This is a genomic window from Roseburia sp. 1XD42-34 (assembly GCF_009917385.1).
Lineage (GTDB): Bacteria > Bacillota > Bacilli > Bacillales > Amphibacillaceae > Virgibacillus.
The window spans coordinates 84,415-99,480 of the sequence record NZ_QWLJ01000005.1 but is presented as its reverse complement, the minus strand read 5'-3'; the positions used below and the strand labels follow the sequence as shown (position 1 = coordinate 99,480).

Sequence of the window (15,066 nt, the reverse complement as noted above, 5' to 3'; positions counted from 1 at the left end):
AAAGGGGGATTACTCCAGTTTACAGAATATGAAGGAGATCATGATGAAAGACAATAGTATGGATTACTTAGTAAATATGATTCCAAAACGAACTTCTTTTATAGACCTAATTGAGCAGGGGGCGAAAAAAGACCGCGTGCCCATTATGGAGCCAGTGAGCATGCACTTTGTCCAACAGATAATTCGATTAAAACAACCTAAACGGATATTAGAGATTGGTACAGCTATCGGATACTCTGCTCTAAGAATGCTTGAAGCTGCACCTGATGCAGAGATTGTTACCATGGAAAGAGACGAACAAAGATATCAAGAAGCAATACTGAATATACGTACCCTTGGTGCTGAAAAACAGATAAAAATCCTATTGGGAGATGCTTTGGAAATGCTAAAAAACTTGCAAAACGAAGCATTTTTTGATGTAATATTCATCGACGCTGCCAAAAGCCAGTATCGTCGTTTTTTCGAACTTGTTACCCCTTTATTAGCAAATGAAGGCATCATCATTACAGATAATGTTTTATTTCGTGGATATGTCGCCCAGCCACATATAGCTCCATCCAGATATAAGAAAATGGTGGAAAAGATAAATGATTATAATCATTGGCTCATGCAACATCCATTATTTACAACGTCTATAGTGCCTATAGGGGACGGAATAGCGATTAGCATGAAACATAGTTAGAAGGGAGTAACCAATCGATGCATAACCAACCAGTAGTGATTGGCGTAGCAGGAGGAAGTGGAAGCGGAAAAACCTCTGTAACACGATCTATTTGCCAGCGCTTTTCAGACCAAACCATTTTAGTTATTGAACAAGATTATTATTATAAAGATCAAAGTCATCTCCCTTTTGAAGAACGTCTAAATACGAATTATGACCATCCCTTAGCTTTTGATAATGAATTGCTCGTTCAGCATTTAAATGATTTATTAGAAGGTCAGCAAATAAACAAACCTGTTTATGACTATAAACTTCACACACGCTCACAAGAGGTGATCCATGTAGAGCCTAAAGATGTGATCATTCTTGAAGGAATATTAATCCTTGAAGATCCGCGGCTGCGTAATTTAATGGATATTAAAGTTTTTGTGGATACAGATGCTGATTTACGGATTATCCGTAGACTGATAAGAGATATTAAAGAACGTGGAAGAACACTGGATGCTGTTATTGAACAATATGTTCATAAAGTAAGACCATCCCATTTGCAATTTATCGAACCGAGTAAGCGGTATGCCGATATAATTATCCCTGAAGGTGGTCAAAACCATGTTGCTATTGACATCATGGCAACCAAAATTGAAAATATACTTCTTAAACATAAAGAATAAATTTCAATAAAAGTATTGAAAAATCATTTGAATTCTGCCATAGTAATGGTTAGTATATTTTAAGAAAATGGAGCGCTTACATTCGAGCTCCTGTTAGTATGTGTTCAAAAATAAAAGGTTAATGAAAAATAAATAATAATCTATCATGTAGCGAATGTTTCGCAGTGAGGTACAAAAGCAGAACCATGATTTTGAACATATTCTAAAGATGATACATGCCAAGTAAAATTGGCATGGCAGCGATATATTGAAGTAAGAAGAAGGAGTGTTTAAAATGGCTGTAGAAAAAAGTTATTATATGACGCAAGAGGGGAAAGAAAAATTAGAACAAGAATTGCATTATTTAAAAACAGAACGACGTCAAGAAGTTGTTGAACGAATAAAAGTAGCTCGAGATTTCGGGGACCTTTCCGAAAACTCTGAGTATGATGCTGCAAAAGACGAGCAGGCTTTTGTTGAGTCTCGCATTGCGCAAGTGGAAAAAATGATTCGTAATGCAGTAATTATAGAAAATGATGACCAAAACCCCAATATGGTTTCTCTGGGTAAATCTGTAACTTTTCAGGAGCTTCCAGATGGGGATAAAGAAACATACACCATTGTTGGAAGTGCAGAAGCAGATCCATTTGAGGGTAAAATTTCAAATGATTCACCAATGGCCCAAAGCTTAATTGGGCAAGAAGTTGGCTCTGAAGTTTCTGTAGTGACACCTGGTGGCGAAATTTATGTTAAAATAATCGACGTAAAATAAGCTGGTTAAAAAGATAGTGAACTTAAGTTCGCTATCTTTTTTTGAAAGGACTTTAGAAACGCGCCCTCCGATAAGGCCTCATCCGTTCGTTGCTAAGAGGAAGGCCGACTAAAAACGGGCTTGCCGCTCAGGCGTCGACATACTCCTGTTGCAGGAGCATGAATCCTAAAACTTTCGTTGCTTCGTTCCAGTCGCTACGTTGCTAACCGGGCGCTCTGCGCCTTTGTTCCGAATGAAAAGCCTTTGTAACTGTAATGGTTAAAAGCATGTAAAAATACTCCGTGCGTCTGAAAAGAAGAATATTACAAGAATATGGATAAAGTGTCCGCCTAAGATAATGTCTACGTGGATAGGATTGTTCTTTTTAAGTTAAAGAATGAAGTCTTTTAATGGGGACCAAGGAAAACTACATACCATTGATAGGGATAAGGAAATTAAGGTGGGGGCAAATTCGTGGGAAATCTATACGAATTGATTCTTCATTTTTGCAGACAGGTTTCTCAAAATAACAAGATGCTGTCATTACATGGATAGTTGTATTTTGCAAAATAATTGTTATACACTTAGCATATAAATTCTTATAGTAAATATGATATGATAGTAGGGTAATTATAGGAGGGCAGAAGTAATGAGTGATTTTGATAGAGTTTCCCGAGTAGATAAATTTGAAAAACGAAGAAAAAATACAAAATCTATATCAATTTTACTTGTTGTAGGTGCAGTTTTACTTATTATCCTGCTAGGAGTTTGGTTGTTTGGGGACGATGAGGATGCAGCAAAAGATGACAGCCAGGAACCTAATGCACAAACGGAAGCAGATGAAAAATCATCAGAAGCTGAAGATGGAGAAAATGAGGATCAATTCACCAGAATCGAAGAAAATGATGACAAAGACAAAGCAGCGGAAAATGAATTAGAAGCAGATGAAAAACAATCTTCAGATGAAGAGCAATCAGGCTCTGAAGGAAATGCAGCGGTTGAAACGGAACAAGTAGAGCCTTCGAATGATAATGTCGTAAAAGCTTATACGGCCGATTGGAAGCCAATTGGAACAGAACAAGAAGGACCGCATACCACCAATTATGATGAAGGTTCACAAGATAGAAAAGAAATAGCAACAGCGGCTGCAGAGGTTACCGGCTTGGATGAGAGCAGCATGGTTACACATTGGGTAGGAAACGGCGGAGACCAGCAAAAAGTAGAAGCGACTATTTCTAATAAAGATAATTCACAAATTTATCGTGTTTATTTAACGTGGGTAGATGAACAAGGATGGAAGCCAACAAAAGTAGAACAACTAAAGCAAGTTATTATTAACTAACCAGATAGATTTGGAGGCAGCTGTATGACTATAGGAATAATTGGAGCAATGGATGAAGAAGTTGCTCTATTAAAGGATTCAATGCATGAAAAAAAAGAGCTAGAAGTAGCGAATTGTTTATTTATACAAGGATTGCTGGGGGATAAGGAAGTTGTCTTACTGAAATCAGGCATTGGGAAAGTAAATGCTGCCATGGCAACTACCATTCTACATGAACGTTTTGCTCCGGAATACATTATTAATACTGGCTCTGCTGGAGGCTTTGCCAAGGACTTAGAAGTGGGGAATGTTGTTATTTCTACGCAAGTTGTTCATCATGATGTAGATGCAACTGCGTTTGACTATGCTTATGGCCAAGTACCTCAAATGCCCGCGATGTATGATGCTGATGTGAATTTGGTTGCAAAAGTAGCAAGCATTATGAACGAGCTTGGTATACAATATAAAAAGGGGATTATTGCAACAGGCGATTCGTTTATGGCTGACCCTGAACGTGTACAATTTGTTCGTAACAAATTTCCAACGATGATTGCTGCAGAAATGGAAGCAGCAGCGGTTGCGCAAGTATGCTATCAATATGGTACCCCTTTTGTTATCATCCGAGCGCTATCGGATATTGCGGGGAAAGAGGCTTCTGTTTCATTTGACTCATTTTTAAAAACCGCTGCAACGAACGCTGCAACTATGATTATGAAGTTTATCCAAGTAAACTAAAAGGTCTAATATAATAGATTTTCTAAAAGATAAGAATGAGGTGCTTGGGAATAACCAAATAAGCGAATAGCCCCGTCCGGCTTCATCGCCCAGCAACGATGAGACTTTAGTAACGAACCGATAAGGCCTCATCGGTTCGTTACTAAGAGGAAGGCCGAAACAAGCTCGCTGCCCAGACGGCATACACCCGTTTAAGTGGCATGATTCCTTTAACCCGTAAAAAGGCGTTGTAGACCCTAGTTCAAGAATTTGAAATTTGATCTGGACAAAATTAAGTTGACACCTAAAGCCCCGATTCAGGTCGCCCCCTTGTGGTAACAATCAGTGGGTGAAGAGAGATAATCTCCACTGATTGAAGATTCACTTTATAGATCGCACATGCTTTGGATTTGTATCCATGAATTACCTACTTATGAACCTAGTTATTTATGTTAGGATAGGGATAGGAAATTAGGAGGTAATACGATCATGGATGATAAACAAAAACAATTACAATATAAATATACAGATTACCAGCGCTTTATTGGTGTATTGCTTATTTTGTCCATGTATTTATTTCTGGGTGCTATTATTAATACGTATTTGCGCCCATCAGAAGATGGAGTCGCTCTAATTGGTTTAACACTCGTTGCTTTAAGTGTTGGTTTTTGGCTTCATTATCAACAACGTAGGATAAAAAAACTTTTAGATGAACGCTAATGCAGATTTGCTTAGCGTTTTTAACTGTTTTCAATAAATAATGAAATGCATTTGCTATGCAAAGTGGCGTAAGAAGCACTTCCCAAACGCTTGAGTTAATATAAAAACTGATTTAAGTATGGGAAAACGGCACCTAGTTGCCTAATCCGAGGGATGGACAACATGTCGAAACAGTAACCGTGACATATAGGAAAACTTTTCGCTTTCAAGCGAATTTGATATTTTATCTCTTTAAGTGGAAGATAGGAGAAAAAGCCTATTGATGAATAGTTTATTTGTTTTATGAATGAAAAAAGCCGTTTCTTTTAAAAAGTAGAAACGGCTAAACAGACCTGTGAAAAAGTCACAATTTGTACCTTATGCAAATATTTAGAATAGAGTTCTATTAGTGTTATTATTGTTGAAATAGGCGTAAAAGAATCAGATTCAATAGATAACAGCATATTCCGTTAATCATTGCTACACAAATTATACTTATCATCCAAAATGAAATATTTAAAAGCCCCATGTCCAAATAACTTGGTTTCAGTAGAATGGTAACTAGACTTAGCACCATACCACCGACAAAAAAGTAAACCATATGAATAAAAAATATCCCTTTTTTTCGCGACTTTAATCGAGATAGAAAGGATTTTAAATAAAAGCACAGTATAATGTCTAAACCAATAAGTAATCCAACCACCCACAAAAATCCAATTGGTGGCGGTTTATCAGCACCTGCCAGAAAAATTAGTAGCCATATGAAGAAAAAGCTTGTTAAATTAATGGCAATAATCTTCTTTTTAATTGTGTCATTCATAAAAAGTCACCTATTTCCAGTGTTTATAACAAAAGCTAATTTACATGAGGAAATAAAATAAACGGAAAAAAGAGTATATCGGCTACCCTATTCATAGCAACTAACAAGGAAGAAGTGTGGTAATACCGAACTACATACGCTATTTCTTATAACCATATAATGCGTGGGAAGCCAATACCTGATTCTACTAAATACACGCAAAAGTTGATATAAAACAAGAAGTACGATGCCATGTTTACTTTACGCTATTAATTATATCTAATTTAGTTGTACCTGCAAGTACTTAATAATACTAGGTTAACTTGATATGATATGGTTGAGTTTACAAATGTTGCTATATAGTTTTAAATTTTCCTTTATTCTCGTTTCTTTAAGATATTTTTCATTAAGCAGTTTCTTTTTAGTAAAACTTAGTTAAACGACTAGTCCAAACGGGCAAGTCGTTTTTTTAATATCTTATATGAAGGAGGGATTATATGAAGCAAGCTATCGTAAGGTTAGTAGTATTGGGGATATTACTTGTAAACCAAGCATTGATAACAATGGGGTGGAACCCACTACCGTTTTCTGAAGAAGAAATTTATCAAGGTGTGTCTGCAATAATAACTGTAGTTATAGCTGTATGGGCTTGGTGGAAAGACAATCCTGTTACTAAAAAAGCCCAGCAAAATGAACAATTTTTGAAAGATAGAGGAATGAAATAATATGTCTAAAATGAAAGATCAATATTCCATTGAACGTCGGTATGTTAGTAATAAAAGTGCAAGACCTAGACTAAAAAATCTAGGGGTACAGTTTCTAGTTGCTCACGAAACAGCTAACAATAATGCAGATGCTGATGCGCACTATAATTACTTTCAAAGCATAACCTTTGAAGCATCTGCCCATACGTTTATTGATGATACGAAGATTTTAGAGATCATTCCACCCTATGAAAAGGCTTGGCACGTTCAATATAAAACGCCAAAAGATAATCAGTTGTATGGTGACGATGCAAATGATATTGCAATAGGGATAGAGCTTTGCCGTACTGGTGATTTTAACAAAGCCTATGATCGTTATGTTTGGTACCATGCTTATTTATGTAAAAAGTTTGGATTGAATCCTAAAAAAGATATTGTAGCTCATCAAACGTTAGATCCAAGTCGTAGGAGTGATCCACAAAGTTGGTTAGAGCCTAACGGCATTTCATGGGCTGAATTTATTGCAGACGTTTATGAATACTATCTAAAATGGAGCCCTGACAGCGGACAAGCACCTAGACCCTCTAAGCCTCCCAAACCACAAGGTGTAAGAATTGTAGGCACTGATCTAAAAGGAAGGCGTGTGGAAAACAATTACCATGCTAATATAAACTATTATGATAGCCCAAGGTGGGACAATCCAAGTGGTACTTTTAAACCTGGCTATGGTTGGGTTATAGATAATAAGCTTTTGGTAAACGGATCTCCAATGTACCGAGTGAAAAATAGCAATGGCAATATATATTATATTACGGCCCATCCTAGTTTTGTTAGCGTTAAAAGTGATAGCACAACTGCTAAGCCATCCGACAATACCACCATTCGTGTTGGCGAGAAAGTGTATTTGAGTAAGTCAGCTGACCATTATGTGACTGGAGAAAAAATACCTCAAAGCAAAAAAGATAAAATTTATACGGTGCAACAGGTAAAGTCTAACAAAGTACTGCTTAAAGAGATATACTCATGGGTACACAAAACGCATGTATCTGGTAAATCCAACAGACCTAGTTCCGGTATGACAAAATCATTTAATATCGGACAACGTGTCAAAATAAAATCATCCGCAACTAATTACGTGACTGGCGAGCGCATACCGTCGAGGTATAAAAATAAGCCTTATACTATTCAACAGGTAGATGACGATCGTTTGTTGCTTAAACAACTTTATTCATGGGTGTATAAGAGTGATGTAAAATAAGTAAAAAAGTATTGCCAAACAACTCAAAACAACAAGAAGTAGTCTGTAAAAACTTATCTCAATGTAGAGACCGTAACACTCCAAAGAAGTTTACGTAGAAGTAGCACATCGTTTGTGACTGCAGGTTGTTAATGTTGAACACAGCAGGCTTTACAGCTTGACTGAGGATAAGAAAAACTACCATCGGCAAATCGCGCGCCCAGAAAAGTGTTTTTCTTTTTCAAGGTCCTCAGAGATCCTAGTCTTTGATCTACTATTTTTCATGAAGACATATTCTTTAACAAAAATATTGCTTTATGTAAAGGATGGTTAAAAAATATTATCCATCCTTTACTTTTAACTAAAGTGCGTAATTATCTGATTGCTGTCCGCTGTTTGTTTGGCTTTGTGAGTTAGACGTTAATGGTTGCGTACCTTGGTTATTTGTCATGTTACTTAAAGGCTGCATTAATTGTTGGACCTGTGAATTATTCATTGCATTAGAAATATTTTGTTGCCACTGTTGAAATGTTCCATTTCGTATTCCTCTAGTAACGCCATAAATAACCGCTCCGGCTGCACCAATTGTCAATAATGAAGTCATCATATTTCTATTGTTGTTCATTAGAATCACCATCCTTTTTATTTTCCATTATTTTTTAGGAAGTTAAACAGTATTAGGATTGTTTGTTTCGATAATTTTATGCTGAAACAATTTTCCATTGGCTATTTGTATTAGTAAAAATTGAAAAATTGGTAATGCTAATGGTAAAACATAGAAAGGAGAATGAAAATGAAATCCAAAAGATATCACTTAGGGCTTCTGGCTGCTGTTTTATCTTTTGGATTCTTATTTGGATGTAATGGTGTTGATGAAGATGAACCAGATCCAACCGAAGAACCATCAGAACAACAACAAGAGAACAATAATGAAAGATAATCAATAGAACAAATAAGTGAAGCGGTATGTACCTATATAGTAGACAATTTTAGAGAAGCGGGTAGTCTTTAATGTTACTGATTAGTAATAAAGATAATATTGAAGAGTTGGCAATGAAGAATTTATCAGCAATTAATGAGGTATATAAAAATGAATAGTAGTTATACAAATATTGTAGAAAATTTATAATATATTAAGTTGAATGATAATTCACTTAGATGAAACAATTGATTTTATGAATAATAATCAAATGGCATTTGTGGAAACGCTAATTAAGTTAACAGATTATGAAATCGATATGAAAGAAATTAATATGGTTAAATCAATGGTAAAGGTTGCAGCATTTCTAAAAGAGGTAAAAGATTTTGATTTTTCTTTTCAGCTCTCGATCAATAAAGAACAAATTTTAAATTTTACTAATTTACGTTTTATTGAGCGAAAAGAAAACGGTTTTCAGCCGCAGAGCAAACCACACTGGTGGTTTTGATTGGGCATATCCCAAATGAAAAAAGGAGCTAAACAAAAACCTAAGCTCCTTTTTCTTTTTACTTTCTATGTTCTTTTCTGTAATATTCATGAAATACTTTCATTAAAGCTCGTTTTTCAATTCGGGAAACGTAGCTTCTAGATATGTTTAATTTTTTGGCAATTTCTCGTTGTGTTAATTCTTTTTCATCGTTTAAACCATATCGATAAACAATTACTTCACGCTCACGCTTATCTAAAATTGCAAAGTAATCTTCCATCTTTTCGATCTCCATATTTAACTGAATAAATTCAATTATATTCTGGTTTTCTGCTTCTAAAATATCAATCAGGCTAATCTCATTTCCTTCTTTATCTTGACCAATTGGATCGTGAAGCGAAACATCCTTTTTAACTTTCTTTAATGCACGTAAATGCATTAATATCTCATTCTCTATACATCGAGCTGCATAAGTAGCAAGTTTTGTTCCTTTTCCAGAGGAATAGCTTTCAACGCCTTTAATTAAGCCGATTGTTCCAATGGAAATAAGGTCTTCGGCATCTTCACCAGTATTTTCAAATTTCTTAACGATATGTGCCACGAGCCGGAGATTATGTTCAATTAATTTATTGCGTGCTGTCTCGCTTCCGTCCTGCATTTGTTGGATATATTTTTTTTCTTCATCAGGTGGTAAAGGCTGGGGAAAAGCATGATTTTTTACATAAGATACAAAGAACATCGCTTCTTTAATAAGTAAAGCGAGTGCGCTTAAAATGCCGGACAAATTTATCTCCTCCTTGATGTACACAATGGTTAATAGCCCATACGTTAATTCTATGTGTCTCAAAGAAATAAAGTGTCTGTCCGACGCTAATTCTGTTAAATTCATATAGTTGCTTTTCGATAAAAGTTGTTTAATTAAAACTGCTATGGCTAATGATATTTAAAGTTAAATAATGTAATAAATACCAAAAAAATTTAAACCTAACCTCTTCTAAGCTTAAAAATCATTCACTTCCTTAGTAAGACGATGATAAAACAGAACTATATTGCATAAAATGAAGAAGAATATTGCTATGACAGAAAAGTTGCTAGAAGAATACAACAAAGAAATGTATTCATTTCCAGTTGAAATTGATAACCACCAAAAAGTTAGTAAAACGCCAGACGCTGAGGAATAAACAAACTCGCGATCTCCGCCTTGCAATGTCGATTCGGAAAGAGATTGCATGTTAGCATTACATTTCAGATAGTTTTAATTGGTCTGTAGAGCTCTGTAGCTGTTGAGCATACAAGTAGTAATAAAATTAGTAATAAAATTATGTGAAAATGGCAGAATTCGAAATTTGGTTTCAATCAAACCGTTTTTTGTTGTTATTTTATTTCATTTGATGATACAATAAGAATAGAAGGAAGGGAGAAATATATGTTAGATAAATTGACTACTGAATCCAGGAATGAAAACACTTACAATATCGATGCAATGTCTATTAAGGATATTGTAACCATCATGAATCAGGAAGATAGTAAAATTACGAACGTTATAGAAACGCAAATCTCAGAAATTGAAAAAGCGATTTATCTTGTCATTAACTCTTTTCAAAATGGTGGAAGATTAATATATATTGGTGCTGGTACTAGCGGAAGACTAGGTGTCTTAGATGCTGTAGAGTGTGTACCCACTTTTGGTGTGTCACCGGAAATGGTTCAAGGAATTATAGCGGGTGGTGAAACAGCCTTTTTACAGGCGGTTGAAAGGGCAGAAGATGATGCTGAGAAAGGTGAAAAAGATTTACAGAAAAGGGAGATCACAGAAGCGGATACAGTGATTGGAATTGCGGCTAGTGGGAGAACGCCTTATGTTATAGGGGCTTTGAAATATGCTACTAAAATAAAAGCAAATACAGTAAGTATTGCTTGTAACAAGGAGGCGATAATGAGCAAATACGCAGATGTTGCAATTGAATTAGAAACCGGTCCAGAGGTGATTACGGGCTCGACAAGGCTAAAAGCTGGATCTGCGCAAAAGATGGTACTAAATATGATTTCTACAGCTGCAATGATTGGAATTGGTAAAGTCTACCAAAATTTAATGGTCGATTTAAAAGCAACGAATAAAAAATTGGTCGACAGATCAAAACGAATTATTATGGATGCGACAGGGGTATCTGCAGATGTGGCTGAAGAATATTTACAGTGCTCGAATAATAATGTGAAAATTGCCATTATCATGATTTTATTACAATGTTCCTATGACGAAGCCCAAAAAAGGATTCTCCAGGCGAATGGATTTGTTCGAAAAGCGCTAAATAAGGAGGAAGATGGGAAATGAAAAAGGAAGCCAAAATGGCGCAGGACATTTTAGAATTAGTAGGCGGAAAAGAAAACATTCAACAGATTAGCCATTGCATGACACGTCTACGGCTGAAGCTCAAAGATGATAGTAAATCCGATTTAGATGCTTTGAAAAATGTAACCGGTGTCATGGGTGTTGTTGTCGATGATACGTTACAAATAGTGGTGGGTCCGGGAACAGTTAATCGCGTGGCTGACCAATTAAGTCAATTAACAGGATTACGAATTGGAGAAGAACAGGGACCAGATGAAGATCATTTAACGTTTGAAGAAAAAGCAGCGCTTCAAAAACAACAAATAAAACAAAAAAATAAAACGCCTTTTAAAAACTTTTTACGGCGCTTAGGAAATATTTTTATTCCGTTAATTCCAGGATTAGTTGCTTCAGGTATTATCAATGGAGGAGCCAACTTCGCAAAAAACGCAGGTGCTGATCCTGAAACAACCTTAATGCAAATTTTACTTCTCTTCGGAGGCGCTATTTTTACCTATTTAGCAGTCCTTGTCGGCTGGAACACCGCAAAAGAGTTTGGTGGTACTCCCGTGTTGGGGGCAATCGCTGGGATGTTTTTATTTAACCCAATGTTAGCTGAAATTACGATCTATGGAGAAGCGTTAATACCTGGACGTGGAGGGTTATTTGGTGTGATTTTTGCTGCTTGGTTAATGACCTTTCTTGAAAAACGGGTACGAAAAATTATTCCAGCAGCAGTGGATATTATTTTCACTCCATTGATTACCGTATTAATCGTAGGACTTGCTTCACTATATGCCATTATGCCAGTAGCTGGAGTATTATCAGATGGAATTACAAAAGGATTAACTTCATTAATTGAAGCGGGTGGATTTATCGCTGGAGCAGTATTAGCTGGATTCTTCCTTCCGTTAGTAATGGTCGGTTTACATCATGGATTAACGCCTATTCATTTAGAACTTATGAATACTTTTGATAATACAGCATTACTAACCATCCTAGCAATGGCGGGAGCTGGTCAAGTAGGAGCAGCAATTGCCATTTATGTAAAAACAAAAAATAAACGATTGCAAAATATTATTAAAGGCGGTCTGCCTGTAGGATTTTTAGGTATTGGGGAGCCATTACTTTATGGAGTAACGTTACCTTTAGGACGACCATTTATTACAGCTTGCTTAGGCGCATCACTAGGTGGTGGTTTTCAGGCAATTATGCATACTGCAGCTAAAGGTATAGGGGTATCAGGATTATCGCTTATTCCATTGATTGATGATGGAAAGTATATAATTTACTTTTTAGGCCTGGTAATTTCCTATGTTGGGGGCTTTCTCTTTACTTATCTATTTGGCTTTAAAGAAGAGATGGCAAAAGATATTTAAATAGTAGTCTATTCATTTTTACCAAGGGAAACAATATTACCAATTTCCCTTGGTAATTAATAAAACGATACAATAAAGGATGATATATATGTTAGGTATTTCAGTCTATATTGGAACGCAAAATTTAGTAGAGCAATCAGCTTATCCTTATATAAAAAAGATGAAAGCAAACGGTTTTCATTCCATTTTCACATCATTACATATTCCTGAAGATGATCCATCTAAATATAAAAATCAACTACAAGCTTTAGCGAATCTCGCAAAAGAGTTGAACATGGAGCTCATGGCAGACATTTCACCATCTTCTCTATCAGGATTAGGATTTGATTGGGAAACAGCTTACGAATTATTAACTTGGGGGTTAACGGGATTACGGGTTGATTACGGCGTGGATGAAGATACCATTGTACGTTTATCAAAACAAATGAAAATTGCATTAAATGCTAGTACACTAACTCCTGCTTTTTTAGATAATTTAATATTAAAAGGATTAGATACTTCTTCGGTTGAAGCGTGGCATAATTTTTATCCACGGCCAGAAACTGGTTTAGGATGGGAAGATTTTCTCAATCAAAATAAGTGGTTAAAAGAAGCAGGATTGACGATCATGGCATTTATTCCTGGCGATGAGGCACTAAGAGGACCACTTTACGAAACACTGCCGACATTAGAAGCACACCGATTTGTTTCTCCCTTTGCAGCATACTTGGATCTTGTCAATAAAGGAAACGTGGATAAAATTCTAATCGGGGATAGCGGGGCTAGTATGAAAGTATTAGAGCAGTTTTCAGCTTATCAAAGAGACGAAATTCTTCTCCATGCTGTACGGAGTACAGGAGTATCGCAAACAGAGTTAAACCTAGTTAAAGGGACGCATACTAACCGGGTTGATCGTGCGCGTGATTGTATCCGTTCGGTTGAATCCAGACATTACGCTTCCGTGGGAGCATTACAAATTCCTGCTGTAAATTGCTCTGAACGTCCAGTAGGATCGATTACGATTGATAATCGTCGCTATAAGCGATATCAAGGAGAAATACAAATAACCACTAGAGATTTACCGAAAGATAAGCGCGTAAATGTAATTGGAAGAATAGTTCCAGAGGACTTAATGCTATTAAGGTGGGTAGAGGGCGGACAAAAATTTACGATTCGGTGGGTTTAGTTTAGTAATTGATAAAGCTCCAGCAAATATATTCAAATAAGAAAAAAGCAATGCAGTCCTTCTAGAGGTAGCCATTGCTTTTTCTAAACTTTGAATAAAAGTTACATTATTGATTTTTCTTTTTATATACTTTTACAGCATGTTCATATTCATCATTACGGTTTTTTAAATACGGTTTTACCCCAGATGTATGTGCAGCTCTACCCATCATGTGAGCACCAACAGGAGCAGTTAACATGATAAATACAATCGCTAATAGTAACTTACCACTAACAATAGAATGCTCTAAATACAAATACGTAAAAGCCCCGATTAGGATAAAAGCAATCCCTAACGTAGACGCTTTTGTCGCAGCGTGTAATTTTGTATATACATCTGGAAAACGAACAACGCCAATAGACGCAGACAATATAAAGAATGTACCAGCTAAAACAAATAACGCAACTAAAAGATTTAAAACAATGTTAATCCACGTCTCTATCAATGATAACACCCTTTTCTAGGTATTTTGCAATTGCAAGCGTTGAGAGAAATGCAAGAATTCCAATGAGCAAAATGACGTCATTTAGTTTTGTAGTTACCAAATAGATAGACATAAGGCCAGCAAGCCCCATTAAATTAATGCCAATTGCATCAAGTGCAACAGCTCGCTCCGGTTGTGTAGGCCCGGTAATGACACGGTATAGCAAGAGGGCTAGGGATAGTGCTATGCCGATAAATGAGATCATGAGGGTTATCTGTAATATATTGTCAGTTGCTGTTAATATATTCGTCATCTTGTCACCTCCATGATCGCTTTTTCAAACGTATTTTTAATAGACTGAATGGACTCACCACTGTCATTAATATCCATTGCATGAATGAACAATTTTGTGTTATCACGAGAGACTGCAACGGATAATGTTCCTGGAGTCAAGGTAATTAAATTTGCCAGCAGCGTAATTTCCCAATTACTCTTAAGTTCGGTTGGAAACGTAAATATACCTGGTTCAAAATCGGGTTTTGGTGTGTAAACGAGCTTGACAATTTCAATATTAGAAGAAATCAGCTCTTTAATAAATAGTAAAATCAAGCTGATAATTTTTATAACCCGCTGTAAATAAAACGTGTCAGGTACAAACCTGCGTAATAGAAACAAAAGTAATATACCCAATATATATCCAGCAATGAAGCTGGAAACAGAATAGGACTCTCCTAAGAACATCCACATAAAGGCGATAATTAAATTAATTACGATCTGAAAAGCCATTA

The 15,066-nt window shown here is 36.0% G+C and carries 19 protein-coding genes; 13 read left to right on the top strand and 6 right to left on the bottom strand.

The window, feature by feature from the left end; translation table 11 throughout:
- Positions 1 to 43 precede the first annotated feature (43 nt).
- The 6 genes from D1839_RS03870 to D1839_RS03845 all read left to right on the top strand — a co-directional run bounded on the left by D1839_RS03870 (position 44) and on the right by D1839_RS03845 (position 4,817).
- Complete coding sequence (locus D1839_RS03870) at positions 44 to 682, top strand: O-methyltransferase (protein ID WP_120378593.1); 639 nt, start codon at positions 44 to 46, stop codon at positions 680 to 682.
- 17 nt (positions 683 to 699) lie between these two features.
- The gene (gene udk / locus D1839_RS03865; protein ID WP_120378594.1) at positions 700 to 1,332 is read left to right on the top strand and encodes a uridine kinase; all 633 of its coding nucleotides are present in this window, start codon (positions 700 to 702) and stop codon (positions 1,330 to 1,332) included.
- Positions 1,333 to 1,606: 274 nt separating this feature from the next.
- Positions 1,607 to 2,083, top strand: coding sequence for a transcription elongation factor GreA (gene greA / locus D1839_RS03860; RefSeq protein WP_120378595.1), 477 nt, complete (start codon positions 1,607 to 1,609; stop codon positions 2,081 to 2,083).
- 628 nt (positions 2,084 to 2,711) lie between these two features.
- Complete coding sequence (locus tag D1839_RS03855; RefSeq protein WP_120378596.1) at positions 2,712 to 3,404, top strand: YrrS family protein; 693 nt, start codon at positions 2,712 to 2,714, stop codon at positions 3,402 to 3,404.
- A 24-nt stretch (positions 3,405 to 3,428) separates the two neighbouring features.
- Positions 3,429 to 4,118 carry a 5'-methylthioadenosine/S-adenosylhomocysteine nucleosidase gene (gene mtnN / locus D1839_RS03850; protein ID WP_120378597.1) on the top strand — a complete coding sequence of 230 codons (690 nt, stop codon included), beginning with the start codon at positions 3,429 to 3,431 and terminating at the stop codon, positions 4,116 to 4,118.
- A gap of 468 nt (positions 4,119 to 4,586) precedes the next feature.
- On the top strand, positions 4,587 to 4,817 hold the full coding sequence (locus D1839_RS03845; RefSeq protein ID WP_120378598.1) for a YrhC family protein: 231 nt from the start codon (positions 4,587 to 4,589) through the stop codon (positions 4,815 to 4,817).
- 394 nt (positions 4,818 to 5,211) lie between these two features.
- Here the strand turns inward: D1839_RS03845 and D1839_RS03840 are convergent, their stop codons facing one another.
- A complete protein-coding gene (locus D1839_RS03840) occupies positions 5,212 to 5,616 on the bottom strand; it encodes a hypothetical protein (protein WP_120378599.1) in 405 nt (134 codons plus the stop codon).
- Between the two features lie 476 nt (positions 5,617 to 6,092).
- On the opposite strand from D1839_RS03840, the gene D1839_RS03835 reads away from it, so the two are divergent.
- Positions 6,093 to 6,320 carry a phage holin gene (locus tag D1839_RS03835; protein WP_120378600.1) on the top strand — a complete coding sequence of 76 codons (228 nt, stop codon included), beginning with the start codon at positions 6,093 to 6,095 and terminating at the stop codon, positions 6,318 to 6,320.
- 1 nt (position 6,321) lies between these two features.
- Complete coding sequence (locus D1839_RS03830; RefSeq protein WP_199689933.1) at positions 6,322 to 7,557, top strand: peptidoglycan recognition protein family protein; 1,236 nt, start codon at positions 6,322 to 6,324, stop codon at positions 7,555 to 7,557.
- A gap of 340 nt (positions 7,558 to 7,897) precedes the next feature.
- Here D1839_RS03830 and D1839_RS03825 read toward each other — a convergent pair whose 3' ends face one another.
- Positions 7,898 to 8,161 carry a hypothetical protein gene (locus tag D1839_RS03825; protein ID WP_120378601.1) on the bottom strand — a complete coding sequence of 88 codons (264 nt, stop codon included), beginning with the start codon at positions 8,159 to 8,161 and terminating at the stop codon, positions 7,898 to 7,900.
- Between the two features lie 168 nt (positions 8,162 to 8,329).
- On the opposite strand from D1839_RS03825, the gene D1839_RS03820 reads away from it, so the two are divergent.
- Positions 8,330 to 8,476, top strand: a complete 147-nt coding sequence (locus D1839_RS03820) for a hypothetical protein (protein WP_166554435.1) — start codon at positions 8,330 to 8,332, stop codon at positions 8,474 to 8,476.
- Between the two features lie 202 nt (positions 8,477 to 8,678).
- On the top strand, positions 8,679 to 8,963 hold the full coding sequence (locus D1839_RS03815; protein ID WP_442970604.1) for an ATP-binding protein: 285 nt from the start codon (positions 8,679 to 8,681) through the stop codon (positions 8,961 to 8,963).
- Positions 8,964 to 9,021: 58 nt separating this feature from the next.
- Here D1839_RS03815 and sigK read toward each other — a convergent pair whose 3' ends face one another.
- Positions 9,022 to 9,726 carry an RNA polymerase sporulation sigma factor SigK gene (gene sigK, locus D1839_RS03810; RefSeq protein ID WP_072740894.1) on the bottom strand — a complete coding sequence of 235 codons (705 nt, stop codon included), beginning with the start codon at positions 9,724 to 9,726 and terminating at the stop codon, positions 9,022 to 9,024.
- 642 nt (positions 9,727 to 10,368) lie between these two features.
- Here sigK and murQ point away from each other — a divergent pair.
- The 3 genes from murQ (at position 10,369) to D1839_RS03795 (ending at position 13,815) form a co-directional block, all read left to right on the top strand.
- A complete protein-coding gene (gene murQ / locus D1839_RS03805) occupies positions 10,369 to 11,274 on the top strand; it encodes an N-acetylmuramic acid 6-phosphate etherase (protein WP_120378602.1) in 906 nt (301 codons plus the stop codon).
- Positions 11,271 to 12,650 carry a PTS transporter subunit EIIC gene (locus D1839_RS03800; protein WP_120378603.1) on the top strand — a complete coding sequence of 460 codons (1,380 nt, stop codon included), beginning with the start codon at positions 11,271 to 11,273 and terminating at the stop codon, positions 12,648 to 12,650. The genes murQ and D1839_RS03800 overlap by 4 nt, the downstream gene beginning before the upstream one ends.
- Positions 12,651 to 12,738: 88 nt before the next feature.
- Positions 12,739 to 13,815 carry a DUF871 domain-containing protein gene (locus tag D1839_RS03795; protein WP_120378604.1) on the top strand — a complete coding sequence of 359 codons (1,077 nt, stop codon included), beginning with the start codon at positions 12,739 to 12,741 and terminating at the stop codon, positions 13,813 to 13,815.
- A 106-nt stretch (positions 13,816 to 13,921) separates the two neighbouring features.
- Here the strand turns inward: D1839_RS03795 and mnhG are convergent, their stop codons facing one another.
- The 3 genes from mnhG to D1839_RS03780 are packed head-to-tail and all read right to left on the bottom strand — an operon-like array spanning position 13,922 to position 15,064.
- Positions 13,922 to 14,299, bottom strand: coding sequence for a monovalent cation/H(+) antiporter subunit G (gene mnhG, locus D1839_RS03790; RefSeq protein ID WP_050353141.1), 378 nt, complete (start codon positions 14,297 to 14,299; stop codon positions 13,922 to 13,924).
- Positions 14,280 to 14,591, bottom strand: a complete 312-nt coding sequence (locus D1839_RS03785; RefSeq protein WP_050353140.1) for a Na(+)/H(+) antiporter subunit F1 — start codon at positions 14,589 to 14,591, stop codon at positions 14,280 to 14,282. The genes mnhG and D1839_RS03785 overlap by 20 nt, the downstream gene beginning before the upstream one ends.
- Positions 14,588 to 15,064 carry a Na+/H+ antiporter subunit E gene (locus D1839_RS03780; RefSeq protein ID WP_120378605.1) on the bottom strand — a complete coding sequence of 159 codons (477 nt, stop codon included), beginning with the start codon at positions 15,062 to 15,064 and terminating at the stop codon, positions 14,588 to 14,590. The genes D1839_RS03785 and D1839_RS03780 overlap by 4 nt, the downstream gene beginning before the upstream one ends.
- Positions 15,065 to 15,066: the final 2 nt, after the last annotated feature.